Genomic DNA, 24,706 nt, shown 5'->3' with positions numbered 1-24,706 from the left:
AGACCACACTTTTCCATAGCGTCTGTACTGCAAACGAATTCAGCACTCGCTGACACCACAGAAGGAGTAACCGGTGGCAACCAGTACCGCGAACGTCAGTCTCGAGCAGCAGAACAAGGAGCTCGTCGCCGATTTCATGGAGGTGTTCTCGACAGGCGATGTGGAGGGAATTCTCTCCTACCTGTCCCCCACCGCGACCTGGTGGGTGGGCGGCACCATCGACGGGATCTCCGGCACCAAGGACAAGCAGGCGTTCGGCGAGATGCTGTCGAGCTTGTCCACCGCCACCACCACCGGTGCCATCCGGCTCACCCCGTTGGCGTTCACCGCCGAAGGCGAGCGCGTCGCGGTCGAGACCGAGTCGTATTCGGAGATGACCAACGGTCGCGTCTACAACAACCTCTACCACTTCGTCTTCGTGGTACGCGACGGCAAGATCGAGACGGTCAAGGAGTTCCTCGACACCGAGCACACCCGCGCCGTCTTCCTCGCACCCTGACCACAACTCCCCCAATCACATTCACCTCTCAACCCTCAAAGGAGCCCCACATGGACGTCGGCATTCTTCTGGTCTTCCAGAACTATCACGAGAACATCAGCGACGAAGAGGTCTTCCGCCACGACCTCGAACTCGGCGTGCTCGCCGAGAAGGTCGGATTCGATTCGGTCTGGTCGGCCGAGCACCACTTCGACGACTACTCGATGTGCCCCGACAACTTCGCGATCCTGTCGTATCTCGCCGGCCGCACCTCACGGGTGAAGCTGGGCCTCGGCGCGGTCATCCTGCCGTGGAACGATCCGCTGCGGGTGGTCGAGAAGGCCGTCATGCTCGACCAGATGTCGGGTGGCCGTGTGCTTCTCGGCATGGGCCGCGGACTGGCCAAGATGGAGTACGAGACCTTCGGCATCCCCATGGAGGACGCACGCTCGCGCTTCAACGAGGGCGCCGACGTCGTGATGCGCGGCATCCGCACCGGTCTCGTCTCCAGTGAGGGACCGAACTTCCCGCAGGTCGAGGTCGAGGTCCGCCCGCGTCCCAACCCGACGACCAGTTGGGACGGAAGGCTTTTCGCCGCCGCCATGTCGCCGGATTCGGTGCCGATCGTGGCCGACATGGGCGTGCAGATGATGACCTTCATGCAGTTCCCGTTCGAGAAGCATGCCGAGCAGATCAACGGCTGGAAGCAACTGTTCCGCGATGCCCAGGGCACCGAACCCGGCCCGCCGGTCATCCAGGACTTCGTGATCTGCCACGAGGACGAGGAAGAAGCCCGACGCCTCGCCTACGAGCACATCAACCGGTACTTCCTGTCGGTGATCAAGCACTACGACTTCGCCGGCAAGCACTGGCGCGAGACACCGGGCTACGAGACCTATCAGGCAGGCGCCGACATGATCCGTGAGGCGGGCATGGAAGCTGCGGCCGACGCGTATGTGGAGGCCAACGTCTACGGCACGCCCGAGCAGATCGTCGAGAAGTACGCCCACCGGCACGAGTTGATCGGCGACTTCCTGCCCAACGCGGCGTTCTCCTTCGGCGGACTCCCACTCGCCGAGGCCGAGAAGAGCCTGAAGTTGTTCGGCGAGAAGGTGGTTCCCGAAGTGCACAAGATGACCGCCAAAACACCGGTCGGCGTGTAACGCCCGACCGCCCACCAGGCAACCGTGGCGCCGGTGCCGCCCATCCGCGCCGGCGCCACGGCCCCCCAACCCACAGATCTTCCAGGAGTTCACAGTGAGCGATCCAATCGCCGATGGCGTCGTACCCGAGTTCCGTGAGGTGATGTCGCGGGTCTGCACCCCCGTCGCCGTCGTCACCGCATTCGACGGCGAACGACCGCACGGCACCACGGTGAGTGCGTTCACCTCACTGTCGATGACTCCGCCGATGGTGCTCGTATCCCTGGACCGCGGCTCCGATCTGCTCGCAATCATCCGCGAGACAGGCACGTTCGGCGTCAATGTCCTGGCCCACCAGCAGGCCGACGTCGCACTGCAGTTCGCCCGCAAGGGCGCCGACAAGTTCGACGGCGTCGACTGGACCGCAGACGCGGGCCTACCGCGGCTCACCGGGTCGTCGGGCTGGCTCGCCTGCACATCCGAATCCCTGGTCGATGGTGGCGATCACGTCATCGCCCTCGGCAATGTCGTCGCCACCGGGCACACGTCCGCCGACCCGCTGACCTATCACGCGCGGATCTTCGGTACACATCGCGCGCTGGAGATCGCGTCATGACCGCCGCCATCGGGCCCGCCGAGGCCGTGTCGCACGCCGTCGCAGCCATCGCCGCGGGTGGTCTCGCCGTCGTCATCGACGACGCCGACCGCGAGAACGAGGGCGACCTGATCGGTGCGGCGTCGTTGGTCACCGACGAGGCGATGGCGTTCATGGTGCGTCACACCACCGGGATCATCTGCGCACCCATGACCGACGAACGAGCGCGTGCACTCGACCTGCCGCAGATGGTCACCCACAACACCGACGCGCACGGCACCGCATTCACCATCACCGTCGACCACGTCGACACCGGTACCGGAGTGTCGGCGGCCGATCGGGCGGCCACCGTGCGTGCGCTCGCCGACCCCACCACCCGCCCGGCCGACCTGCGGCGCCCCGGTCACGTCTTCCCGCTCCGTGCTCGCGAGGGCGGCGTCCTCACCCGCGCCGGCCACACCGAGGCGGCCGTCGACCTGGTCACGATGGCCGGTGTCGGAGACGTCGGCGTGATCGGTGAGATCGTCGCCGACGACGGCACCATGCGGTGCGGCGACGACCTGCTCGCCTTCGCCGCGGCGCACGACCTCCCGGTCCTGCGGATCGCCGACCTGGTCCATCACCGCAGTACATCGACATCGCTGGTGCATCAGGTCGCCTCGGCCACCATGCCGACGGTATTCGGCGACTTCCGGGCCGTCGCCTACCGCAGCGAACTCGACGGCACCGAGCACCTCGCGTTGGTGATGGGCGACCTCGCCGCAGCCAGCCACACCGACCGCGGAGCCCTGGTGCGGGTCCACAGCGAATGCCTCACCGGTGACATCCTCGGATCCCTGCGCTGCGACTGCGGGTCACAGCTCGAGCAGGCCCTCGCCGCGATCGCCGAAGAAGGCTGCGGCGCGGTGGTCTACCTGCGCGGACACGAGGGTCGCGGGATCGGGCTCGCACACAAGATCCGTGCCTACGCGCTGCAGGAGCAGGGGCTCGACACCGTCGACGCCAACACCGCGCTGGGACTGCCGGTGGACTCCCGCAGCTACGGCGTCGGGGCCGCCATTCTCGCCGATCTCGGAGCCCGTCGATTGCGTCTGATCACCAACAACCCCGCGAAGTACGGCGGGCTCGACGGTTTCGACCTCGAGATCGTGGGACGCGTCGGGCTACCCACCGTCACGACACCGCACAACGTGCGCTACCTGCGGACCAAACAGGAACGCATGGGGCACGTACTCGAGGCGCAGGCCGTCACCGGTGCCTGAAAACCGCTGCTAGTGTGATCAGCAGCACACCGTTTCACGTTCGAGGTGAGGATGACCGTCTCCGCTGATCCCCCGTCGACCCTGGTCAGCCGGGAGCGCGAGGTCATCGCGGCGTTCGCCCAGGTCACCACCGAGGCGATCACCGACGCGAAACTCGAGGACCTGCTGACCCTGGTGGGCCGACGGCTGTGCGCCCTGCTCGGGGTGACGCGGTGCTCGGTCTACCTGCGCCACGGCAACGGTCGGTATCGCGGCGCCGCCGGCTATTGCCAGGAGGCCGGTGACATCACCCAGGCGGTCAAACGCCAGGAATCCGGGTTCGACGGCGACCGCTTCAGCCAGGAGGTCATCACCACCCGCCAGCCGGTGGTGATCCGCGACGCCCTCAACGATCCGCGGCCCCATCACCGGACCATGGCGCACTGGGATGTCCGCGCCATGCTCGGTGTTCCGCTCGTGTTCGACGACGAGGTCATCGGCGTGATCTTCGTCGACAGCCGCGGCCGCGATCACGAGTTCACCGCAGACGACATCGAGCTCGCGACGTTGTTCGCGCGACTGTCGGCGCTGTTCATCAGCCAGGCCATGCTCAACACCCGGCTTCGGCGCCAGGCTGCCGAGATCGCCCGCAACAACTCGACTCTCGCCTATCTCGCCGACGTCCACAAACGGCTGACCAACGCGGTCCTCGAGGGCGCCAACATCGGGCGCGTCGTCGGCCTGCTCAGCGAACTGTCGGCAAAACCCGTGGTGCTCTACAACAACGACTTCGACGTACTCGCCTGGGCGGCACCGGAAGCGCTGAGAATGGATGCGCCACCGATCATCAGCGCCAAGGTCCGCAACACCGCGTCGGTACGGGCGACGCTCGCCGAGCTGAGTGTGAACACCCCGTCGGCCGTGGTCCCCGCCCAGCTCGCCGTGGGTTTGGGTCGTCGGCATCTCATGTGCCGCATGGTCATCGAGGGCAAACCGAGTGGCTTCCTCGGGATCGTCGAGGTCGGTCGCAGCCTGGAATCGATCGACGCCAACATCGCCGAACGCGGCGCGACCGTGCTCGCGCTGCAGATGCTCTCCGAACGCCGGCAGATCGAGACCGAGGGTCAGGCCCGCGACGACTACCTCTCCGACCTCCTGCGCAGCGGCCGAGACAAGGAACATCTGGTTCGACGCGGTCCGCAGTTCGGCATCGACCTCACCAATCCGCATGTGCTGGTGCGCTTCACGGTCGACGACGCGCAGGGTCAGATGTCGGCGTCGGCGATTCAGTCGCTGGTCACCCGCACCTTCTCGGCGGTGATGTCGATCCCCGCGCCACCCGCAGTGCGGCTGCCGGGCGCGGTGATCGTGATGGTGCGCCTCTCCCACGACAATCCCGACGTGGACGCGATCCGCACCGACGTTTCGACGATCGCCGATCGTCTCGCCGGCCAATTGTCGCTCGGCACAACCGTCATCTCCGGTGTCTGCCGGGTGCCCACCGACTTCCCCCACGCCCATCGCGAACTGCGCGACATCGGTTCCATCGCACGCTCATTCGACTGGGGCACCCGCGTGGTCAGCCTCGACGACCTGGGACTCTTCCGCGTCGTCGTCAGCAGTGGACACGTCAAGGAAGCGCTGCACTTCGCGCACTCCTACGTCGCGGCCGTGCGCGATCATGACGACGGCACCCTGCTGGCGACGTGGCGCGCGTTTGTCGCAGCCGACGGCAAGGTGCAGGCCACTGCCCAGGCATTGGACGTGCACGAGAACACGATTCGCTATCGGCTCGGCCGGATCCGAGAGATCTGTCGACAGGATCCGACCAGTCTCGACAGCCTGTTGTCGGCGAAGATGGCCTTTCAGGTGCTCGAACTCTCGGGTGAGTGACGTCGGTTCGGTTTGTAGTTCTCCACAACGCCACCTCAACTCGACGGTTCCACTCAATGGCGTGCGCTCATAGCGTGGAGACATGCCCACGACCCCCACCAGCGAAGCGATCGCCGGCGTCGATCTCGCCGCGCTGAGCGACTGGATGGAGCGTGAGGGCTTACCGGACGGCGCGATCACTGATCCGGCCCCCATCGGCGGGGGCACGCAGAACATCATGGTCCGGTTCTCCCGCGGTGACACCGAGTTCGTGTTGCGGCGCGGCCCGCTGCATCTGAGGCCCGGGTCGAACTCGGCCATTTCTCGCGAGATGCGCCTGTTGGCCGCCCTGGCCGACACCGCGGTGCCGCACGCTCGATTCATCGCCGGCAGCACCGACGAGGAGATCCTCGGCGCGGTGTTCTATCTGATGGAGCCGGTGGACGGGTTCAACGCGGCGACGCACCTGCCGGCCGCGTATGCCGCGGCACCCGCGGGGCGTCGCGTGATGGGCTTCGCGCTCGTCGATGCCCTCGCCGCACTCGCCGCCGTCGACCACACTGATGTCGGCCTTGACGATTTCGGCCGGCCGGACGGCTTCCTCGAGCGCCAGGTCCCGCGCTGGCTCGGCGAATTCGACCGCTATGCAGACACTCCCGGGTACCCAGGACCGGAGTTCGGCGACGTCGGGAAGCTGGCGTCGTGGCTCGACGACAACCGGCCCGGTGCCAGCCGGCCCGGAATCCTGCACGGCGACTACCACATCGCCAACGTCATGTACGCGATGGAACGCCCCGAGGTGGCCGCGATCGTCGACTGGGAGATGGCCACCATCGGCGATCCGTTGCTCGATGTCGGCATGCTGTCGGCGATCTGGCCGGAGTACGACGGCGAGTCCGATCTCTACGAGAGCGCCCTCGGCGCCACCGGCGACCTGCCCAGCCGAGCCTCGATGCTCGAGCGGTATGCCGCGCAGTCCGACCGCGACCTCAGCGCGATCGACTGGTACACCGTCCTGGCGTGCTTCAAGATCGGCATCATCCTCGAGGGCACCTACGCCCGATCGTGTGCCGGTGCAGCCGGTCGTGACGTCGGAGAACGGCTGCGCCGCTACGCCAATGGACTCTTCGACCGAGCACACCGCATCGTCGGCTGATCCATCGAACCCAACCCGTCCCCCCAACCTCTTTCTCACTGAACGGAGCACACCAGAATGGCCTGGGACTTTTCCACCGAACCCGAATTTCAGAAGAAGCTCGACTGGATGCGGGATTTCGTCCGCGCCGAGATCTTCCCACTCGAGGTCCTCGATCTCGACTGGCCGACGCTGCTGCGCGCCATTGCCCCACTGCAGGAGGAGGTGCGCGCACAAGAACTCTGGGCGGCCCACCTCGACCCCGAGCTCGGCGGCCAGGGCTATGGACAGGTGAAGCTGGGTCTCATGCAGGAGATCCTGGGTGCGAGTCCGTACGGTCCGCTCGTATTCGGCTGTCAGGCACCTGATTCCGGCAACGCCGAGATCCTGGCCGCGGTGGGCACCGACGAGCAGCGTCGCCGCTGGCTCGACCCGCTACTGGCCGGCGAGATGTACTCGGCCTTCGCCCTGACCGAGCCGGGCAACGCGGGCGCCGATCCCACCAATCTCACCACCACCGCCACCTGGGACGGTGAGCAGTGGACGCTCAACGGCCACAAGTGGTTCATCAGCAACGCCAGCACCGCCGACTTCATGATCGTGGTGGCGGTGACCGATCCGGACGCCGACCGGCACCGCCGCGCATCGCAGTTCATCATCCCGATCGACGCCCCGGGCCTCGAGGTGGTCCGCGACATCGGTTCGATCGAGAATCCGCGTCCCCGCGACAACACGTACGGCTCCCACTGTGAGGTGCGCCTGCGCGACGTGAAGGTCGGGCAGGAAGCGATGCTCGGTGGCCGCGGTGAGGGCTTCGTGGTGGCGCAGATCCGGTTGGGGCCGGGCCGGATTCACCACTGCATGCGCTGGATCGGCCAAGCCTGCCGTGCCTTCGACATGATGTGCGAGCGCGCAACCTACCGATCGGCGCATGGCTCGGTGCTCGCCGACAAGCAGACGGTCCGCAACTGGATCGCTGATTCGGCCGCCGAGATTCAGGCCCTGCGCCTGATGACCCTGCACGCCGCGTGGCGCATCGACGAAGAGGGTACGTCCAACGCACGCAAGGACATCGCCCTCATCAAGTTCTTCGGCGCCCGCATCCTGCACGACGTCATCGATCGCGCGGTCCAGGTCCACGGTTCCCTCGGCTACAGCGCCGACCTGCCATTGGAGTTCATGTATCGGGCCGCTCGCGCCGCACGTCTCTACGACGGACCCGACGAGGTGCATCGTGACAGCGTGGCACGCCAGTACTTGAAGGCGTATTCCCCTCCCCCACAGCAGGTTCCGTCCGAACACGTCCCGACCCGACGCGCTGCCGCCATCGAGCGCTTTGCCGACCTGCTCGCCGAACAACCCTGATCGTCCACCACCCATAGTCAACGAAAGGTATCGAGAACACATGTCTCTCAACGGAAAGATCGCCATCGTCACCGGAGCCCATCAGGGCATCGGACAGGCCACCGCCATCCGCCTCGCCGCCGACGGCGCGCACGTCGCCGCCGCCGACCTGCAGGACTGCGAGGTCACCCTTAAGGAGATCGCCGAGGCCGGGGGTTCCGCCGAGGCGATCCGACTGGACGTCCGGGTCGCCGACGACTGGGCGTCGTCGGTGGCCGACATCATCGACCGGCACGGTCGGGTCGATTGCCTGGCCAATGTCGCGGGCGTGGTCAACATGATCAGCGAGGACTCGGTGGTCGGGCTCACCGAGGAGGCCTGGGACAACGTCGTCGGCACCGACCTCAAGGGCGTGTGGCTCGGTATGCGCGCGGTGATCCCGAACATGATCGAGGGCGGCGGTGGTCGCATCGTGAACATCTCGTCGATGGCCGCGCTGCGCGGATTACCCAATCTCGCTTCGTATTCCGCCGCCAAGGGCGGCGTCATCGGCCTCACCAAGCAGGCCGCCTACGAGTACGGTCCGCACAACGTGCTCATCAACGCGATCGCCCCCGGCACCATCGACACCCCCATCCTCGCCGACATCACCGAGGAGATGCGCCAGGCAAATGCCAACGCGCACATCGTCCGTCGGCTCGGCCGGCCGTCGGAGATCGCGTCGATGGTCGCCTACCTGATGCGCGAGGGCGATTTCCTCACCGGCGAGATCTACCCCGTCGACGGCGGCTGGGCGGCCAAGGGCAACTTCTGATCTCAGCGATTGCTGGGTTATCCCATACCGCTGCCTGAGGTGCGACGAGCAACAAACAACCGCTGCCTGAGGTGCGACGAGCAACAAACAACCGCTGCCTGAGGTGCAAGGAGCGCTAGCGACGAGCCTCGAAGGCCTGGTGAGACAACGATGTCCGCTCACCAGGCCTTCGACGCTCCTCGCTGCGCTCGTCGCACCTCAGGCAGCGGAAGAGAGTCGCGGAACGCACGACCAGCGAGACTGCGGCTTCAGCCGATCTCGATACCGTGCGCGCGCACGGCATCGAGCAATGCGGTCGGCCGCTGCGCCGGCGAGACGTCGTGCACGAGCGCGAACGCGCAACCGAGTTCGACGGAACCACCGTCGGCGACGTCGCTGTCGCCGACCATCAGGGCGTGTTTCGGTTCGACGCCGATAGCGTCGAGTGCCGCTTCGAAAATTGCCGAATCCGGTTTGATCGCACCGACTTCGTAGGACAGCGCGTACGTGCTGACGAGTTCGAACACTCCGTATTTGCGTAGCACCCGGCGCAGATCGAAAGCGATGTTGCTGACGACGCCCACCGGGATTCCGGCGGCGGACAACCCCTGCAGGACGGCGACCGTGTCGTCGAACGGCACCCACGAGTCGGGATCGAGGACCCGCTCGTACAGCGACACCGCGTGCTCGGGAACGGTGAGACCCGACTGTCCGAGCATCGCCAGATAGGCGCGGCGATGCTGTGCGGGATCGAGATCCCGGTTTTCCCAGGCGATTCGGTCGTCACCGGTGATGGTGTCGGGAACGCCGACCGGCTGCGTCATCTTCCGGATCAGTTCGGCCTGGGTGTCGACGTGCAGCGGGTCGCCGTGCTCGTCGTGCAGCCCGTCGAACCAGTCGTCGCGGGCCTCGAACCGGAACAGGGTGCCGGAGAAGTCGAACAGGACCGCCTGGGGAGCGCTCATCCGCCTGCGGTCTCCACGACGTCGGCGATCCGACGCGCAACCGAGTGCGCGGCGTCGGCGCTGGCCGCCTCGACCATCACCCGCACGAGTTGTTCGGTGCCCGACGGACGGAGCAGAACCCGTCCGGTGTCGCCGAGTTCCACCTCGGCGGCCACGACTGCCTGCTTCACCGATTGCGACTGCGCCACAGCGTGTTTGTCGCCAACTCGGACGTTGATGAGCTCCTGCGGGAGCACCGTGACGATACTCGCGAGATCGGCGAGACGCTTACCGGTGACGGCGATGCGTTCGGCAAGTAGCAAGCCGGTCAGGATGCCGTCGCCGGTGGTGCCGAACTCCGGGATCACGATGTGCCCCGACTGCTCACCGCCGAGGGAGTAGCCGCCGCGACGAAGTTCCTCGAGCACGTAGCGGTCGCCGACCGCCGTGGTCCGCAACTCGATCCCGGACTCGCGCATCGCGATGTGCAGACCGAGGTTGCTCATCACGGTGGCGACGAGAACGTTGTCGCGCAATTGGTTTCGCTCGCGCAGCGCGGTCGCGAGGATCGCCATGATGACGTCGCCGTCGACGAGTGCGCCGGTGGAGTCCACGGCGAGGCAGCGGTCGGCGTCACCGTCGTGGGCCAGGCCGAGGTCGGCGCCGTGTTCGAGCACAGCGGCCTGCAGCTTGTCCATGTGGGTGGAGCCGCAGTCCTCGTTGATGTTGATGCCGTCGGGTTCGGCGTGGATCGCGATGACGGTGGCGCCGGCGGCCTCGTAGATCTGCGGTCCCAGCGTCGATGCGGCGCCGTGCGCACAGTCGACCACGAGGGTCAGCCCGTCGAGCGGCTGCTTGATCGCGGCCGCGAGGTGACGGCCGTAGCGTTCACCGGCATCCGGCGCGTCGACGATCCGACCGACCGCGGCTCCGATGGGCCGGATGAACTCGTCGGCCATGGCGGCCTCGATCCGGTCCTCGACCGCGTCGTCGAGCTTGTGTCCGCCGCCGGAGAAGAACTTGATCCCGTTGTCGGGCATCGGGTTGTGCGAGGCGGAGATCATCACGCCGAAGTCGGCGCGGTAGTCCGCGGTCAGGAAGGCCACCGCAGGCGTGGGTACAACACCCACGCGGATGGCGTCGACGCCGGTCGCGGCGAGGCCGGCGCACACCGCCGCCTCGAGCATCTCGCCGGATGCGCGCGGGTCGCGGCCCACCACTGCCCGGGGGCGGGTGGTGGGTGCTTGCGAGTCTTCCTCGAAAACGACCGCGGCGGCCGAGGCCAGGCGCAACGCGAGCTCGGGTGTGAGCTCCGCGTTGGCCAGGCCCCGGACGCCGTCGGTTCCGAAAAGGCGTGCCAAGATCAGCGCTTGGAGTACTGCGACGCCTTGCGGGCCTTCTTCAGGCCGTACTTCTTGCGCTCCACCGCACGCGGGTCGCGAGTGAGGAAGCCGGCCTTCTTCAGTGCCGGGCGATCCTCCGGGGTGACCTCGATGAGGGCACGTGCGATCGCGAGCCGCAGCGCGCCGGCCTGGCCCGAGGGGCCGCCGCCGACGAGCTTGGCGTAGATGTCGAAGGACTCGGTGCGCTCGACGGTGACCAGCGGAGCCTTGATCAGCTGCTGGTGAACCTTGTTGGGGAAGTACTGCTCGAGCGAACGTCCACCGTTGAGGCTGAACTGACCGGTGCCGGGCATGAGACGCACGCGGACGACGGCCTCCTTGCGGCGGCCGACGGTCTGGATCGGGCGGTCGATGACGACCGGTCCGCGATCGGCCACAACCTCGGCGGCCGGGGCGGCGGTGTCGTAGTCGTCGGAAGCGGCTTCCACAGCCTCGACGCTCTCCACGGCCTGCTCGACGGCGGTCTCGGCGGCAGCGGTGTTGTCACCGGCTTCGGCCTGAGCCTCGGCTGCATTCTCCACGGCGGCCTCCACGGCCTCGTCGCTGATGTTCTCGTTGGTCACTGGGCCACCTGCTTGATCTCGAAGGGGACGGGGCGCTGGGCCGCGTGGGGATGGTTCGGGCCGGCGTACACCTTCAGCTTGGAAGCGATGGCACGGCCGAGCTTGTTCGAGGGCAGCATGCCCTTGATGGCCTTCTCGACGACCCGCTCGGGGTGCGACTCGAGGAGCTCGGCTGTGGTGCGGGACTTGAGCCCACCGGGATGTCCGGAGTGGGTGTAGTTCAGCTTGCGCTCGGCCTTGTTGCTGGTCAGCACAACCTTCTCGGCGTTGATGATGACGACGAAGTCGCCGCCGTCGATGTGCGGCGCGTAGGTCGGCTTGTGCTTGCCGCGGAGCAGGTTCGCGCTCTGCACGGCGAGGCGGCCGAGCACCACGTCGGTGGCGTCGATGACATGCCACGCGTGCGTGATGTCACCGGCCTTCGGGGTGTAGGTGGGCACAGTTGTCCTCAACTCTTGTTGTCGTTTGCTACTGGTCGGGCGCATCGGCGGCAGGGATTCCGGCGACCAGCGGGGACCCGGAGCTGCTGTTACCTGCGCACACAAGGTGAACAGGTGCCACGCACCAGCGATCCAGAGTACGGGAGCGCCAGGTCCGGGGTCAAAACGCGGCCGGCCCCTATCGGCCGAGGCGCTGCCACCCCCGCCGCCCCACGCTGGTCGAGCCCACCGCCGGCCTCGTCACGCTGATCGAGCCGACACCGAGCCCGGTCACGCTGATCGAGCCGACTCCGAGCCCCTGGGCGAGGCGTCGTGTCGAGATCACTGTGGATAACTCACACCCCGAACTCCGCCGAACAATTCTTGTCGTACCCCCATGCGATAGTGAACACATGTTCGAACCGGGGCGGGACACCAGCGAGGCCACCCTGGCCGACGCGGGTGAAACCGACCTGGCCACAGCAGCTTCGGCGTTCACCCGGATCGAGTTCGAGGTGATGGCCCGCAAAATCCTGGCCGCCTACCACCTGGGCCGCAAAGTGTTCGACCGCGTGCAGGCCGCCGATTCGGACCGGTATCGCAAACGCATACCCGACAAAGCCGCCCTGCGCGAAGTCTCCCTGCATTTCGCCGTCCCCCCGGCGACGGCCGGCCGGTGGATGACCCTCGGCGCTTTGCTGCAAGACCTCCCGCAAGTACGGGCAGCGTTCCTCGCCGGGGATCTGTCCGAATCACGGGCATCGCTGGTCGCGCACGCGGTGTGCGGCGTGGATGCTGAGCAACGGGCGGCTGCTGAGGAGGCCGCCCTGATCCTGGCGGCCGATGCGTCGACGAATGCGGTGCTCTCGGACAAGTTGGATGAACTGGTGATCGCGCTGGACCCCTTGGCGGCGGCCGAGGTGCGGGAAGAGTTCGCCGAACGCTACCAAGACGTCCGCTTCTCCAAAGCCCCGTACGGGCAGGTCGCCATCTCAGCCACCCTCGGACTCGGCGACGCCCGCTACCTGCAATCCCGGATCACCGGACTGATCAACCACTACCTCTGCGCCGACGACCCGCGCCTGCCCGGTCAACAACGTGCCGATGCGCTGGTGGCCATCACCCGCGGCCGTACCGAGTTGGAGTGCCAATGCGGGTCAGACACCTGCGGTGCGCGCGCGAACCAGAAGCCTCACCCCGAACCCGAACCCGCCGACGACGTCACCGACATCGATATTGATGCTGACGTCGCTGCAAAGCCGGACGCTGCGCCCGCGAAACCCTCCACAGCGCTGGTACCGACCAAAGCTGCCGTCGTCGTTGTGACCGATGCGCCCACCCTGGCCGGTCTGACCGGGGAGATGGTGCCCTTCGTCCCCGGCTACGGCGTCATCGACCCAGCCCACGCCCGCGCACTCGCCACCGACGCCACCTGGACCGGCATGTACCGCGAAGCCCAACGGTTCATGCATCGCACCGATCCCACCGACCCCGACCCGCACGGGCGCATCACGATGCTGCGCGCCGGACGACCCCGCAAGGCCGGGCGTATCCACGTGCCCGCCCACCTCGACAGCAGCAGCGACAGTTCCGGCGCGATCCGTGTGTTGTCTCGCCCGCCGAACCCGAAGCCGATCGACCCCACCGGACACGGTGGGCTACCTGTACCCCCGGTCGGGGCGTTGGACTACGAACCAACAGACGCGCAGCGGCGCGCCATCGCGCTGACTGATCACCACTGCCGCGGACCCTACTGCGGCCGACCCGTGGCCGAATGCCAACTCGACCACGTACGGCCCTACAACCACGCCGACCCGATGGCCGGCGGCTGGACGATCACCGACGACCTCATCCCACTCTGCATCCCCTGCCACCAGTTCAAACACCTCGACATCTGGATACCCACGTTGGCCGAAGGACGCGCAGTCATCTGGCGACACGCCACCACCGGCAAAACCATCATCACCTGGCCGTAGGCTCTCGTGGTCGCCAATGCTGTTGGGTTGCTTGCCCTTCGAGGCCCTCGGCCAGCGCCTCGGGCACCCTTCGAGACGCTCGCATGCTCGCTCCTCAGGGCGGCGCCTCAGGGAGCGGAATGGCTCGACGCCACTAGCAGCAAGTCGGGGCGGCTGACGGATCTGTCGTCCGAACAGTTGTATCGGCCGCATCGCGCTGCGTCCCGGTCAACGGATTCCTAGACTTCGCGCATGTCGACAACCTGGCGATGGTTGGTCCCCTTCGTTTTGGCGACGCTGGTGTTCAGCGCGTGCTCGTCGATCGATGGCGAGAGCTCGCCCGAGTCGGGCGACGTGGTGGCGCCGGCCGCGGTACCGACAGTCGTCGTGGTCGATGCGTCGGAGTCGATGCTGATAGAGGACGCGCCAGGTCCGCGGTGGACCGCCGCACGCGCGGCGGTCAAGGCTCTCGTCGGTTCGCTGCCGCCGGGGACCGAGGCGGGCGTCGTCGTGTTCGGCTCGCAGCAGTCGGCGAAGACGACCACGCAAGCTCAGGGCTGCCGGGACGTGCGGGTCGTGGTCCCGATGGGCAAGGTCGAACCGTCGTCGGTCGACGCCGCCCTGGGCGCACTCACCCCGCAGGGCTTCACGCCAATCGGCGATGCCCTCACCGAGGCGGCGAAGTTGCTGCCCGACACCGCATCGTCAATGGTCCTGGTGTCCGACGGCGAGTCCAACTGTCAGCCCGATCCGTGCGCGACCGCCCAAGCCATTCGCACGCAACATCCGAACGTCACGATCAGCGCCGTCGGATTCAAGACCGACGCACCGTCGCTGCAGTGTGTGGCCCAACAGGGCGGCGGAGTATTCCTGACCGCCGACAACGCCGCACAAATGACTGCGCGTCTGGCAGCCGCGCAGAACGCGCAGGCCGCACGGTCGAGGTTGTCGCCCAACGGCCAGGGACAGGCCACGATCGGCGACTCAATCGACACCGTCGCCGGCAAGGTGCCGGGCTTCCCGCGCACCGGCACCCGAGACGGCGACCGCACGATCATCGTGTGGGAGAACTGCACCTACGTGTTCGACGCGAGTGGGACGCTGGTCGAGATCGCGCCCGGGAATCCGCCTGGCGCGTCGGGCGTCACGATCGACGGTGTGACAGCCGGCAGCGCGGGGTCGCGGGCGGTCGAGCTGTACGGGCAACCTCGCTCCGACAGCGACCACACGGCAGTCTTTGTCGCAGACGAGGCGGCCGGAACCGCTTACCAGATCGGCTATTCCGGGGCCGACGCGATCGCGGACGGTACCGTCCGGTCGGTGGTGCTGTGCCACTGCCTGCCGAGCAAGGCGCCGGCGACTCCTCCCGTGCTGGGCCGGGCGAACTACGAGCAGTACGCGGTTGGCTTCGGCACAGAGAGACCGAACGGCATCTCGTTCGCATCGACCGCGTCGAGCACCATCAGCGACATCGTGTGGGAGTCGTGGGGCGGGCCGGAAGCGATCGGCGTAGGGAGCAGTCAACAGAACGGGCCGGACGAGCCGAAGACTCCGGATTGGTTGCTCGCCACGGATCTCGGCTGGTGCAACGACGTCTGGACATACCGCTCGGTGCGCCGCGCGTCGTCACGCGCGGGACTGGCCACCTCGGACTTCGTGGTGGACATCTGCCAAGGGAGCCGCGCTGAGCCGACGAACGATTCGGTGACACTGAGCCCCACCAGCCTGCTGACCTTCGGCGGTGCAGGCGGGGTGTACATCGGCGATCCGTCGTCGAAGATTCCGAACACCTACGTCAGCAAGACGGTGGTCACTCAGGGCCTCTACCCACCCGGAACCCAACTGTTCTTCTTCCGCCCGCAGAACTCCAATCAGTACAGCGCTCAGGTCAGGGCTGACCCCGATGGCACGATCGCAGCCTTCGACTGGTTCGCCACCGACAAGGGCGTGCAACTCGGTTCGTCACGCGCAGACGTCAGACAGGCGTACGCCGGCTACCCCAGGGGCACCTGCCGTACGTCGTCGGTCGACGGGACCGCAGATTTCTTCCTCGAGCCCAGCACGGGACGCTACGTTGCTGCGGTTTTTGACACCGACGGCCGCGTGACGTCCCTCAGGGCGCGGACTGGGTTCACCGACGGACAGCACTGCCCGTTCGAGTGATGCGTTCTCACCGCGGCGCGATCACCGCGCTCCGCACCGCTTGCTCGCATTCGGTGTCGACGGGTTCGGCCGCGTTGCCCGGCTGACAGCCGATGGACACCTGCAGCCCGTCGTCGACGATGACGTACCAGCGGATCGCGCTTCCCGACGCAGGCTCCTCGCGGTAGCTGATGACGTCGCGTCCGGCGAATCGCGTCGACGGCGAGAACTCGGTCACCACGTCGTCGCCGCGCTGCCGCATCCGGTTACCCAGGCTGGTCGCCACCGAGGACAGCGTCGAATCGCTCCGCACGCGCGTCTGGATGAGGAGAATTCGCCGCCCGTCCTCGGCCGACACGAACAAGGTCCGCGACGTGGACGGGTCGGCGCGTGTGCCGCTCGGGGTGGGTTGCGCGGTCTGCCGCCAACCTCCGGGCACCGTCAGGGTGGTGCGCCCAACGACCACCGACCCTGGTTCCACCTCCCGCGTCTGCTCGCGGTGCGACGCCATACCCACCGCCACCACACCTGCCGCGGCGAGCACTGCAACCACCGCTGCCGCCACGAGGATCGCCGTGCGAGGACGGGTCGATCGTGCCGGAACCGCGAGCGCCGGCTCGGCCGCATCGGAGTGCGGACGAGCGGCCCCTCCCGTCCGTGCGCCGTAGCGCAGCACCAGGCGAGGCTCGGCCGGTACGACCCGCCCCGCAACGGCATGCGCGGTGACGACTTCGACCGCGGCATCCACATCGGCCGGGTCGGCACCATCGACGAACACGGCCTCGACCGCGTCGTCGATGATCGACATCACGCCGGCCTGCCCATCGGCAGGGTCGAGCACCGCACTGCGCTCAACCATCCACCCGGAACTTGCGCGGCGCAGGATCGCCACATCCCAGGCCGGCTTCGGCGGCCGGACCGGGTCGACAATCGGGTGCGGCACGTGCGTGGTCTCGACCACCGCGCACCTGCGGACGGCTGGGTCGCAGTGACTTCGCGCGATCAGAATCGCTCGCGGCACGAGAGATACGACACGGCCATAGGCACCGACCTCCGACAGCACCGACGCCCGGCGCGGACCCCACGTACTCGGATGCCCGACGATCAGGGGCGCAGCCGAGTCCACTCCGCCGATCGCAGGTCCGAGTTGGTGAAACACCATCCGCCATGCCTGACGGACGGGCATGGTTCCGGAAGCCGTACGCACGGTGGGTGAGTCGACCGCATCGAGGATCTGACCGACGTCGGCAAGCACCGCACCCGGTGTCCTCGACGAGGTGACCCGACCGTAGCCGAGGTCGATCACGACGGACGGATCGGCAACCCTCTTCCCGGGTATCGCCTGCGTCATCACGTGACTCATTCGACCGGCGCCGTATACGCGATCTGGATCATCTCCTGTGGCCGGCTGCGCGAAATGAGTTCGCCGCGGCCAGGAATGAGGTTCTGCATCCGGGCCCGGCCGATGATGTACCCCTCGTCCCGGTCCCCGCTCATCAACAGCACATCGGACGACAGATCCTTGAGCCGCGCGATCAGCGGGTCGAACAGAGCCCGCCCCGCTCCACCGGACCGTCGGGCGAGCACGATATGCAGGCCGATGTCGCGGGCATGCGCAGCGAGGTCGACGAGGGCCAGCATCGGGTTGCCCGACGCAGTGGCGACCATGTCGTAGTCGTCGATGACGACGTACACGTCCGGGCCCTCGTACCAATTACGCTCGCGCAGTTGCTGGACCGTCAGATCCTCCGGCGGCAGCCGCTCGGACAGATAGCCGGCCAATTGCTGCATCATCACTGCCGCCCGCTCGGCCGAACTCGCGTAGCCGGCCAGATGATCACCGTCGATGACGCCGAGCATGGTGCGTCGATAGTCGACGAACACGATCCGCGCCTGGTCGGGTGTCGCACCCGCGACGAGACCCGTCACGATGGTTCGCAGGAGATTCGTCTTGCCGTGTTCGACGTCGGCGAACGCCATGAAATGCGGCTGGGTTCCGAAATCCAACACCACCGGGGCGAGCACGAGCTCCCCCACACCGATGGCAACCTGGTTGGGACGCAGCGTGATTCCCGCGGACTCGACCGCAGCAACCACCACCTCGGCGCCGATCTCGGTACCGAGTTTGCGGACCGGCATCGCCGCGCGTGCCGGATAGGCCGCACACAGTTTCTCCACGGCCTGGGCCACCCCGGCGGGCAAGGACTCGGCCGTCGAGACACCGTCGAGCCGCGGCAGGGCCATCAGCATGTGCAACTCTTGCGCGGTGAGCCCGCGCCCTGGCCGGTTCTGTGGCACCAATTGCGCAGCCCGACGGCCCATTTCGGAGTCCATCGGATCACCGAGACGCAACTCGAGTCGGCTGCCGATGAGATCACGCATCGCCGGACGCACCTCGGCCCATCGCGACGCGGACACGATGATGTGCACGCCGTAGGACAGACCCTGGGCGACAATCACGTTGATCTGGTCTTCGAGGGACTCGAATTCGTTGCGCAGCACCCCGATTCCGTCGAAGACGAGGAAGACGTCACCAAATCGGTCCTCGGCGAGCGGATCGGCCGGATCGAGGAGCCCGGTCGCGAACCACTCGGCGCGCCGAGTGCGATAGTCGCGCATCGACTCGATTCCCAACCGCGCGAACAGAAGCTCACGAGCCCGGACGATCGCAGCCACCTCGGCGACCGTGCGTCGTACCGCATCCATGTCGCCGCGCGTAGCCACGGAGCCGACGTGCGGCAGTCCCGCGATACCGGCGAGACTGCCACCACCGAAGTCCAAGCAGTAGAACTGAACCTGCTCCGGCGTATGCGACGCCGCCGCCGACATGATGAGCGCGCGCAGCGTTGTCGATTTGCCCGACTGTGGCCCACCGACGACCGCGACGTTTCCGGCGGCGCCGGACACATCGATGACGTACTGGTCGCGTCGTTGTTCGTAAGGCCGGTCGACGATGCCGACCGGCAGCGCCAGATTCCCCACCGCCGCAGGCCGAGTCCAATCGCGCGGACCGAGGAGTTGGTCGATGGTCGGCGATTCGTCGAGCGGAGGCAGCCACACCTCATGTGCGGGCGGCCCGCTGCCCGCCATCCGGCCTACCAGGGTCTCCAGCAGACTCGGTACCGCCACCGCAGACAACCCAGCGGGCGGCTCTTCGTCGAGAAGACTTGCCGCGCGATCGAGCAGCGACTCGGTCGGTGACATGCGGCCCGCTCCCGGCGGTGACATATCGTCGCAGGGCACGGGCAGTGCCGTGAACACCTTGAGGTGACCCTGCGGCACGGAAGACGCCGGGGCCGGTTCGGAGGCGGCATCCGCCGAGACGGGCGGATGATACGGGCCGGACACGTAGGAGGTGTTGAATCGCAACGGCTCCGACGAATCGCACTTGAGGTACGCCGAACCCGGCACGCTCGGCAGGTGGTAGGCGTCGGGTACTCCCAACACCGTGCGGGACTCGTTGGCGGAGAAGGTCTTCAACCCGATGCGGTAAGACAGATGCGAATCGAGGCCGCGCAGCTTGCCCTCTTCGAGTCGTTGTGACGCCAGCAGCAGGTGGATGTGCAACGACCGTCCCAACCGGCCGATGGCGACGAACAGCTCGGCGAAATCCGGCTTCTGCGAGAGGAGTTCAGAGAATTCGTCGACAACGATGAACAGCGCGGGCAGCGGCTTCAGCCGCACACCCGACGCGCGGGCGCGCTCGTAGTCGGTGACATTGGCGAAGTTGCCTGCCGCGCGCAGGATCTCCTGGCGGCGGTTCATTTCGCCCGAGAGAGCATCCTTCATCCGGTCCACCATCGAGAGTTCCTGCTCGAGGTTGGTGATGATCGCTGCCACGTGCGGTGCGGACTCGAGCCCGAGGAAGGTTGCGCCGCCCTTGAAGTCGACGAGTACCAGGTTGAGTTCGGATGGCGAATGGGTGGCCAGCATCGCCAGCACCAGGGTGCGCAGAAACTCCGACTTACCCGAACCGGTTGCGCCGATACACAATCCGTGCGGCCCCATGCCGCCGTGTGCGCTCTCCTTGATGTCGAGTTCCACCGTCGTCCCGGCCGGCGTATAGCCGATGGGTACGCGCAGACGCTCGCGACCAGATCGTCCCCGCCAGCCGATGTTCGGGTCGAATCGCGATGCATCGGAAATCCCCAGCAGCGCTGGGAGACCCGGGTCGGTCGAGGTTACCTCCGACTCGAGATTGGCCATCGTGGCGGCGGTCGCCAAGCGGTACCGCGCGAGCCGACGCGCGATGGCTTCGGCCTCCTCGCCGCTCATCGAGTCCATGTCGGCGAACTCCTCGACGCCGAATGCACTCCGTGCGGCGACGCGACCGTCACGAGCGACCAGTTGCAAGCCCCGTCGCGCGGCCAGACCGTCGTCAGGGGCGGTGAGGTCGATGACGGTGACGCCCTCCGTCCCGGCGTCGTTGATCAGCCGCTCGTCGCCGGTCACATAGCCGTCGTCGATGATCACCACCAGGTGCGCCCGCCCGGCCGACGGGGGCGCCGACCGGCTGAACCTGCCGCGCTCGAGCAGGTCGGCCGCCAACGCGTTCTCCAGGTCGACCAACGACGGATAGACCATCCGCGCCGCTCCGACACCATCGCGCAGGGTCGGATGTGCAACGTGCGGTAGCCATTTCGCCCAGTCCCACACCTCCCCCGCCGGATCGCCGGTCACGATGCCCACTCGCAGGTGATCCGGGCCGTGGAAGACGCACAGTTCGAGGAGCATCGCGCGGACCAGGGTTCGTGTCTCCTGTCGCGCTCCTTCGATGTTCACCGCGGGAAAGCCCCGCAGCGAGATGGCCGTGGGTAGCCGATGCACCACCGAGTGCGTGCGAACGAAACGGCGGAGCGCGACCATCGAGACCGGCTCGATGTCCTCGAGAGGACCGGTCTCGGGTGCCATCAGCCGCGTCGCGAGCCGCTGCGACCCCACGCCGACCCGGGCGTGCACGAAGTCGGCGTCGTTGGGCCGGCGCTCCCACATTCGTCGGGTCCCGACCACACTCGGCAGTACCGTCGGGTCGGGGTGACTCCAACTGAGTGCTGCGCGCTGCTTGTCGACCGTCTCGAGCACCTGCGCGCGCATCTGACCGAGGTAGCGGAAATAGTCTTTGCGTTCCTCGTTGAGTTCGGCCGCGCGTTTCGGACCACCGCGTCCACCGGCAGCGAACATCCCGAACATCGACATCACCATCATGAGCGGAAACATCATGAACAGCGGGTTGGACAGGATGTTGCGTCCGCCGGTGACGAACATCAGCGCGAGCATGCCGACCACGGCCACGATCATGACCACCGGCAACAGCTTGACCAGGAGACTGCCGGGCACGACGCGCGGAACGTCCGGTGGGGCCTGGATGTTGACTTCTCCGCCCGGAGTTCGTGGCGGCGTGATGCGGGGTCGTCGAACGAACCCCTCGGTCGTCGTCACCATCACGCCTCCCCCTGCCGATCCAGCAACCCCGCATGTGCATCGTCCCCAGCTTGTGCATTCTCCGCAGTGGACTGCGCCGAGGTTGGCTATGTTAGCGGTTCAACTGTTCGGGGAGGATCACCTGATGACGCCTGTGGACACACACCTGGCGATCGAACCCGCGCTCGTCCGGGTATCGGTACTGGGTGGCAACACCCAGCTGGATGTGGCGTTGCCTGCCGCCGTCCCGATTGCCGCCCTGATGGGTGACCTCGTCGCGCAGATCGAGTCGCGCAACCCCGCGCGGCGCGACCCCGACCATCCGGACTCCGAGGCTTCGGCCGGGGGCCGTCCCCACGACCGGCAGAACCGCTGGACCCTCGCTCTGGTGGGTCAGAACCCGTTGGCCCTCAATCGATCCCTGTCCGAGTCTGGAATACGTGACGGTGATCTGCTGCTACTGACATCGACACGGACGGGCGAGTCGCCGGTGTTGTTCGACGATGTGGTCGACGCGGTGGCTCGCCTCAACGAGTCCCGGTTCGTCAGTTGGTCGGCAGCATCGGCGCGCCACGTGGGCTACGGGCTTGCGATTGTCGCGGCGGTCGCCGGATCGGTGGCCCTGGGTTCGGTCCGCCGCACCGACGGCACCCTGTGGGTCGCCGGGCTCGGCGGGTTGCTGGCGATCACATTGATCACCGCTGCCACCATCGTGTCGAGGTACTACCGGGACACAGCGACGTCGACGATCCTCTCGCTGTGTGCGATGCCGGCGGTCTGCGTCACCGGCATGCTCATCACACCGGGCCAGTTCGGTGCGGCGCACCTGACTTTGGGCTTCGCGATGACGCTCGCTGCGGCGGTGGTCTCCTACCGGGTCACCGGCACCGGACCCGCAACGCACAGTGCCGTCACGAGCGTCGCGCTTCTCGGATTGCTCGGATGTGGAGCACGAGTCCTGATCGAGGCGTCGGTGGCCGACGTCGCTGCGGTGGTGGCCGCCGTCGGTCTCCTGGTACTCGCGCTCGCTCCACGGGCCACCATCGTGCTCGCCAAGTTGCCGCTGCCGCCGGTGCCGACGGCCGGCGCCCCCATCGACGTCGACGACCTCGAGCCGCGGCCGGCGATCGAGGGCATCGGCGCGATCGGCGCGATGGCGTTACCCAAGGCCGATGCACTCGAGAGCCGGTCGTATGTGGCGAACGCGTATCTGACGGGAATCATCGTCGGGGTCACCGCCGTCACCACCTGCGCCGCGATCCTCGCGGCAGCCCCGTACACCGGATTCAACGCAAAGACGACCGTTTTCGCGTTCATCATCGGCGCGGTGCTGTGCCTGCGCGGCCGCTCACACACCGATCTCATTCAGGCGGCAACCCTGATCATCGGCGGTGCTGTCACCGTGATCGCCGTGATCGCCGGACTCGCCTTCGGTGACGACCGGTGGCCGGTGGTGGGTTTCACGCTCGCCGTCCTGGTGCTCGCGGCATCGATCGTGTTCGGGGTGATCGCACCGAAGATCGCGTTCTCCCCCGTCATGCGCCGCGGCGCCGAGGTCCTGGAGTACGTGCTCGTCACCGCCATCGTGCCGCTGCTCCTGTGGATACTCGACCTCTACCGCATGGTCCGGGAGCTGTAGACGATGGCTCATCGGCGGCGGCGAAGCGGGACAGGTCTGGTGGCGCTGATCGCCCCAACCCTCTTCGCATCGGCCCTCCTCGCGTCGGTCGCGATTCCCGCGGCGGCCATCACCCCACCGACGATCAACCCGCGGTCCCTCATCCGCTCGGCCCCCGTCGCCCCGCCCGAGGCCACCAGACAAAGTCACCTGTGCACCACCGCGATCTCCACGCGCGGATACCTCAAACCCAGTCCGGCACAGGCGATGATGAATCTCCCTGCGCTGTGGCGGTTCAGCCGCGGTGCCGGGCAGCGGATCGCGGTGATCGACACCGGGGTGACCCCGCACCCTCGCCTCGGGCGCGTGATCGCTGGCGGCGACTACGTGTCGACCGGCACCGGACTCGACGACTGCGACGCCCACGGCACGCTCGTCGCCGGCATCATCGCCGGGCGTCCGAGTAGCACCGACGCCTTCTCGGGTGTCGCTCCGGCAGCGACGATCATCGCCATCCGACAGTCGAGCGGCGCATTTGCGGCCAAGGATCGGCGCGGCGACGACAAGAATCCCGGTGTGGGTGCCGGTTTCGGAACGCTCCGCACCTTGGCGCACGCCATCGTCCGCGCGGTGGATCTCGATGCGACGATCATCAACATCTCGCAGGTGGCCTGCGCGCCGACGGCAGACCAACTCGACGATCCCGCCCTGGGTGCGGCGGTCAAATACGCCTACGACCACGACGTGGTGGTCGTGGTCGCCGCCGGCAACGTCGAGTCCAATGGCGCCTGCACGCCGCAGAATCCACCGCCCGCCGCCGACGATCAGCGGGGCTGGGGATCGGTCACCACGGTGGCCGCGCCCGCTTGGTTCTCCCCATTGGTTCTCGCGGTCGCTTCGGCCGACGCCGCCACGGGCGCACCGGTCTCCAACAGTCTGAACGGCCCGTGGGTGTCGGTGGCGGCGCCCGGCACCGAGATCGTCAGCCTCGACAGCGCCCGCGGATCGTCGAGGCTGGTGTCTGCCCAGCGAACACAGAACGGCCCGATCCCGTTGACCGGCACCAGTTTTGCCACACCATACGTGGCCGGGACCGCCGCGCTGATCCGCGCGCGATACCCGCAACTGTCCGCCCGCCAGGTGATGGATCGGATCATCCGTACCGCGCACGCCCCTGGCACCGGACACGACCAGCAGATCGGCCACGGGGTCATCGATCCGCTCGCCGCGCTCACCGCCGATCTTCCTGCGGGCGAACCCGATCCGAATGCGCCCGCGCCCATCGCGGCGCCGCAGGTGGCACCGGCGCCCGACCACACGGCCCGCAATGTGGCGATCGCGGGCGTCGGAGTCTGCGGGATCGTCATCGCTGCCGTACTGGCGATCGCCTTCCCGCACCGACGCATCAAACGACTCGATCCGGACGAATTCTGACGCGAAGAAGTACTCCCTTCGGCCTCCTGAACTGCGGAAACGCTGCAGTCCGAGGCGCCATCGGGCTGCGGAAGACCGCTTCGGCGACCTTGGCTCTTCCCGCTTCCACGATCGCCGACGACGTCGGCGGGTGGGACGCTGTTCCGAAGAGTCTTATGACCAGCGCTCTGACCTGGGGGGAACGCAGCCTGCCAGCGGAGGGTCGGT

The 24,706-nt window shown here is 67.2% G+C and carries 18 protein-coding genes; 12 read left to right on the top strand and 6 right to left on the bottom strand.

Going from position 1 to position 24,706, the window contains the following annotated elements:
- Nucleotides 1-73: 73 nt before the first annotated feature.
- The 8 genes from MKW15_RS05850 to MKW15_RS05815 all read left to right on the top strand — a co-directional run bounded on the left by MKW15_RS05850 (nucleotide 74) and on the right by MKW15_RS05815 (nucleotide 8,621).
- Nucleotides 74-499, top strand: a complete 426-nt coding sequence (locus MKW15_RS05850; RefSeq protein ID WP_240856639.1) for a nuclear transport factor 2 family protein — start codon at nucleotides 74-76, stop codon at nucleotides 497-499.
- A gap of 50 nt (nucleotides 500-549) precedes the next feature.
- Entirely contained in the window at nucleotides 550-1,641 is a 1,092-nt protein-coding gene (locus MKW15_RS05845; protein ID WP_240856638.1) for an LLM class flavin-dependent oxidoreductase, read from the top strand.
- Nucleotides 1,642-1,783: 142 nt separating this feature from the next.
- Nucleotides 1,784-2,236, top strand: a complete 453-nt coding sequence (locus MKW15_RS05840) for a flavin reductase family protein (RefSeq protein WP_276614663.1) — start codon at nucleotides 1,784-1,786, stop codon at nucleotides 2,234-2,236.
- Nucleotides 2,233-3,477 carry a bifunctional 3,4-dihydroxy-2-butanone-4-phosphate synthase/GTP cyclohydrolase II gene (locus tag MKW15_RS05835; RefSeq protein WP_240856636.1) on the top strand — a complete coding sequence of 415 codons (1,245 nt, stop codon included), beginning with the start codon at nucleotides 2,233-2,235 and terminating at the stop codon, nucleotides 3,475-3,477. Before MKW15_RS05840 ends, MKW15_RS05835 begins: the two co-directional genes overlap by 4 nt.
- Nucleotides 3,478-3,528: 51 nt before the next feature.
- Nucleotides 3,529-5,349: a helix-turn-helix domain-containing protein gene (locus MKW15_RS05830; protein WP_240856635.1), complete on the top strand. Its 1,821-nt coding sequence runs from the start codon at nucleotides 3,529-3,531 to the stop codon at nucleotides 5,347-5,349.
- Between the two features lie 82 nt (nucleotides 5,350-5,431).
- Nucleotides 5,432-6,484 (top strand): phosphotransferase family protein, encoded by a 1,053-nt coding sequence (locus tag MKW15_RS05825; RefSeq protein WP_240856634.1) that lies wholly within the window; start codon nucleotides 5,432-5,434, stop codon nucleotides 6,482-6,484.
- A gap of 57 nt (nucleotides 6,485-6,541) precedes the next feature.
- Nucleotides 6,542-7,828, top strand: coding sequence for an acyl-CoA dehydrogenase family protein (locus tag MKW15_RS05820; RefSeq protein WP_240856633.1), 1,287 nt, complete (start codon nucleotides 6,542-6,544; stop codon nucleotides 7,826-7,828).
- A 40-nt stretch (nucleotides 7,829-7,868) separates the two neighbouring features.
- Nucleotides 7,869-8,621 (top strand): SDR family NAD(P)-dependent oxidoreductase, encoded by a 753-nt coding sequence (locus tag MKW15_RS05815; RefSeq protein ID WP_240856632.1) that lies wholly within the window; start codon nucleotides 7,869-7,871, stop codon nucleotides 8,619-8,621.
- A 248-nt stretch (nucleotides 8,622-8,869) separates the two neighbouring features.
- Here the strand turns inward: MKW15_RS05815 and MKW15_RS05810 are convergent, their stop codons facing one another.
- From MKW15_RS05810 to rplM, 4 genes are read right to left on the bottom strand one after another with little or no spacing between them, the layout of a single operon-like run.
- Entirely contained in the window at nucleotides 8,870-9,565 is a 696-nt protein-coding gene (locus MKW15_RS05810) for an HAD family hydrolase (protein ID WP_240856631.1), read from the bottom strand.
- Nucleotides 9,562-10,905 carry a phosphoglucosamine mutase gene (gene glmM / locus MKW15_RS05805; protein WP_240856630.1) on the bottom strand — a complete coding sequence of 448 codons (1,344 nt, stop codon included), beginning with the start codon at nucleotides 10,903-10,905 and terminating at the stop codon, nucleotides 9,562-9,564. The genes MKW15_RS05810 and glmM overlap by 4 nt, the downstream gene beginning before the upstream one ends.
- 2 nt (nucleotides 10,906-10,907) lie before the next feature.
- The gene (rpsI, locus tag MKW15_RS05800) at nucleotides 10,908-11,510 is read right to left on the bottom strand and encodes a 30S ribosomal protein S9 (protein WP_240856629.1); all 603 of its coding nucleotides are present in this window, start codon (nucleotides 11,508-11,510) and stop codon (nucleotides 10,908-10,910) included.
- Nucleotides 11,507-11,950: a 50S ribosomal protein L13 gene (rplM, locus tag MKW15_RS05795; RefSeq protein WP_240856628.1), complete on the bottom strand. Its 444-nt coding sequence runs from the start codon at nucleotides 11,948-11,950 to the stop codon at nucleotides 11,507-11,509. The genes rpsI and rplM overlap by 4 nt, the downstream gene beginning before the upstream one ends.
- 392 nt (nucleotides 11,951-12,342) lie before the next feature.
- Here rplM and MKW15_RS05790 point away from each other — a divergent pair, with 392 nt between their 5' ends.
- Both MKW15_RS05790 and MKW15_RS05785 read left to right on the top strand, forming a co-directional pair.
- Nucleotides 12,343-13,905 (top strand): HNH endonuclease signature motif containing protein, encoded by a 1,563-nt coding sequence (locus MKW15_RS05790; protein ID WP_240856627.1) that lies wholly within the window; start codon nucleotides 12,343-12,345, stop codon nucleotides 13,903-13,905.
- 231 nt (nucleotides 13,906-14,136) lie between these two features.
- Nucleotides 14,137-16,047: a vWA domain-containing protein gene (locus MKW15_RS05785; RefSeq protein ID WP_240856626.1), complete on the top strand. Its 1,911-nt coding sequence runs from the start codon at nucleotides 14,137-14,139 to the stop codon at nucleotides 16,045-16,047.
- A gap of 7 nt (nucleotides 16,048-16,054) precedes the next feature.
- On the opposite strand, the gene MKW15_RS05780 is transcribed toward MKW15_RS05785, so the two are convergent.
- Both MKW15_RS05780 and eccCa read right to left on the bottom strand, forming a co-directional pair.
- Nucleotides 16,055-17,377: a type VII secretion-associated protein gene (locus MKW15_RS05780; protein ID WP_240856625.1), complete on the bottom strand. Its 1,323-nt coding sequence runs from the start codon at nucleotides 17,375-17,377 to the stop codon at nucleotides 16,055-16,057.
- An 8-nt stretch (nucleotides 17,378-17,385) separates the two neighbouring features.
- Nucleotides 17,386-21,468 (bottom strand): type VII secretion protein EccCa, encoded by a 4,083-nt coding sequence (gene eccCa / locus MKW15_RS05775; protein WP_240856624.1) that lies wholly within the window; start codon nucleotides 21,466-21,468, stop codon nucleotides 17,386-17,388.
- A 124-nt stretch (nucleotides 21,469-21,592) separates the two neighbouring features.
- Here eccCa and eccD point away from each other — a divergent pair, with 124 nt between their 5' ends.
- On the top strand, nucleotides 21,593-23,086 hold the full coding sequence (gene eccD / locus MKW15_RS05770) for a type VII secretion integral membrane protein EccD (RefSeq protein WP_240856623.1): 1,494 nt from the start codon (nucleotides 21,593-21,595) through the stop codon (nucleotides 23,084-23,086).
- Between the two features lie 3 nt (nucleotides 23,087-23,089).
- On the top strand, nucleotides 23,090-24,499 hold the full coding sequence (gene mycP / locus MKW15_RS05765; protein ID WP_240856622.1) for a type VII secretion-associated serine protease mycosin: 1,410 nt from the start codon (nucleotides 23,090-23,092) through the stop codon (nucleotides 24,497-24,499).
- Nucleotides 24,500-24,706: the final 207 nt, after the last annotated feature.

The organism is Gordonia gummivorans (genome assembly GCF_022513585.1).
GTDB lineage: Bacteria > Actinomycetota > Actinomycetes > Mycobacteriales > Mycobacteriaceae > Gordonia.
The sequence above is the reverse complement of the archived record's forward strand: the minus strand, read 5'-3'. Positions and strand labels throughout refer to the sequence as shown.

Bases quoted from the DNA above. Each gene is read 5' to 3' on its own strand.
- MKW15_RS05835 (WP_240856636.1), top strand. From the start codon at position 2,233: ATGACCGCCGCCATCGGGCCCGCCGAGGCCGTGTCGCACGCCGTCGCA.
- MKW15_RS05845 (WP_240856638.1), top strand. From the start codon at position 550: ATGGACGTCGGCATTCTTCTGGTCTTCCAGAACTATCACGAGAACATC.
- MKW15_RS05830 (WP_240856635.1), top strand. From the start codon at position 3,529: ATGACCGTCTCCGCTGATCCCCCGTCGACCCTGGTCAGCCGGGAGCGC.
- MKW15_RS05780 (WP_240856625.1), bottom strand. From the start codon at position 17,377: ATGACGCAGGCGATACCCGGGAAGAGGGTTGCCGATCCGTCCGTCGTG.
- MKW15_RS05825 (WP_240856634.1), top strand. From the start codon at position 5,432: ATGCCCACGACCCCCACCAGCGAAGCGATCGCCGGCGTCGATCTCGCC.
- MKW15_RS05815 (WP_240856632.1), top strand. From the start codon at position 7,869: ATGTCTCTCAACGGAAAGATCGCCATCGTCACCGGAGCCCATCAGGGC.
- MKW15_RS05785 (WP_240856626.1), top strand. From the start codon at position 14,137: ATGTCGACAACCTGGCGATGGTTGGTCCCCTTCGTTTTGGCGACGCTG.
- MKW15_RS05790 (WP_240856627.1), top strand. From the start codon at position 12,343: ATGTTCGAACCGGGGCGGGACACCAGCGAGGCCACCCTGGCCGACGCG.
- MKW15_RS05840 (WP_276614663.1), top strand. From the start codon at position 1,784: ATGTCGCGGGTCTGCACCCCCGTCGCCGTCGTCACCGCATTCGACGGC.
- eccD (WP_240856623.1), top strand. From the start codon at position 21,593: ATGACGCCTGTGGACACACACCTGGCGATCGAACCCGCGCTCGTCCGG.
- MKW15_RS05820 (WP_240856633.1), top strand. From the start codon at position 6,542: ATGGCCTGGGACTTTTCCACCGAACCCGAATTTCAGAAGAAGCTCGAC.
- mycP (WP_240856622.1), top strand. From the start codon at position 23,090: ATGGCTCATCGGCGGCGGCGAAGCGGGACAGGTCTGGTGGCGCTGATC.
- MKW15_RS05810 (WP_240856631.1), bottom strand. From the start codon at position 9,565: ATGAGCGCTCCCCAGGCGGTCCTGTTCGACTTCTCCGGCACCCTGTTC.
- eccCa (WP_240856624.1), bottom strand. From the start codon at position 21,468: ATGGTGACGACGACCGAGGGGTTCGTTCGACGACCCCGCATCACGCCG.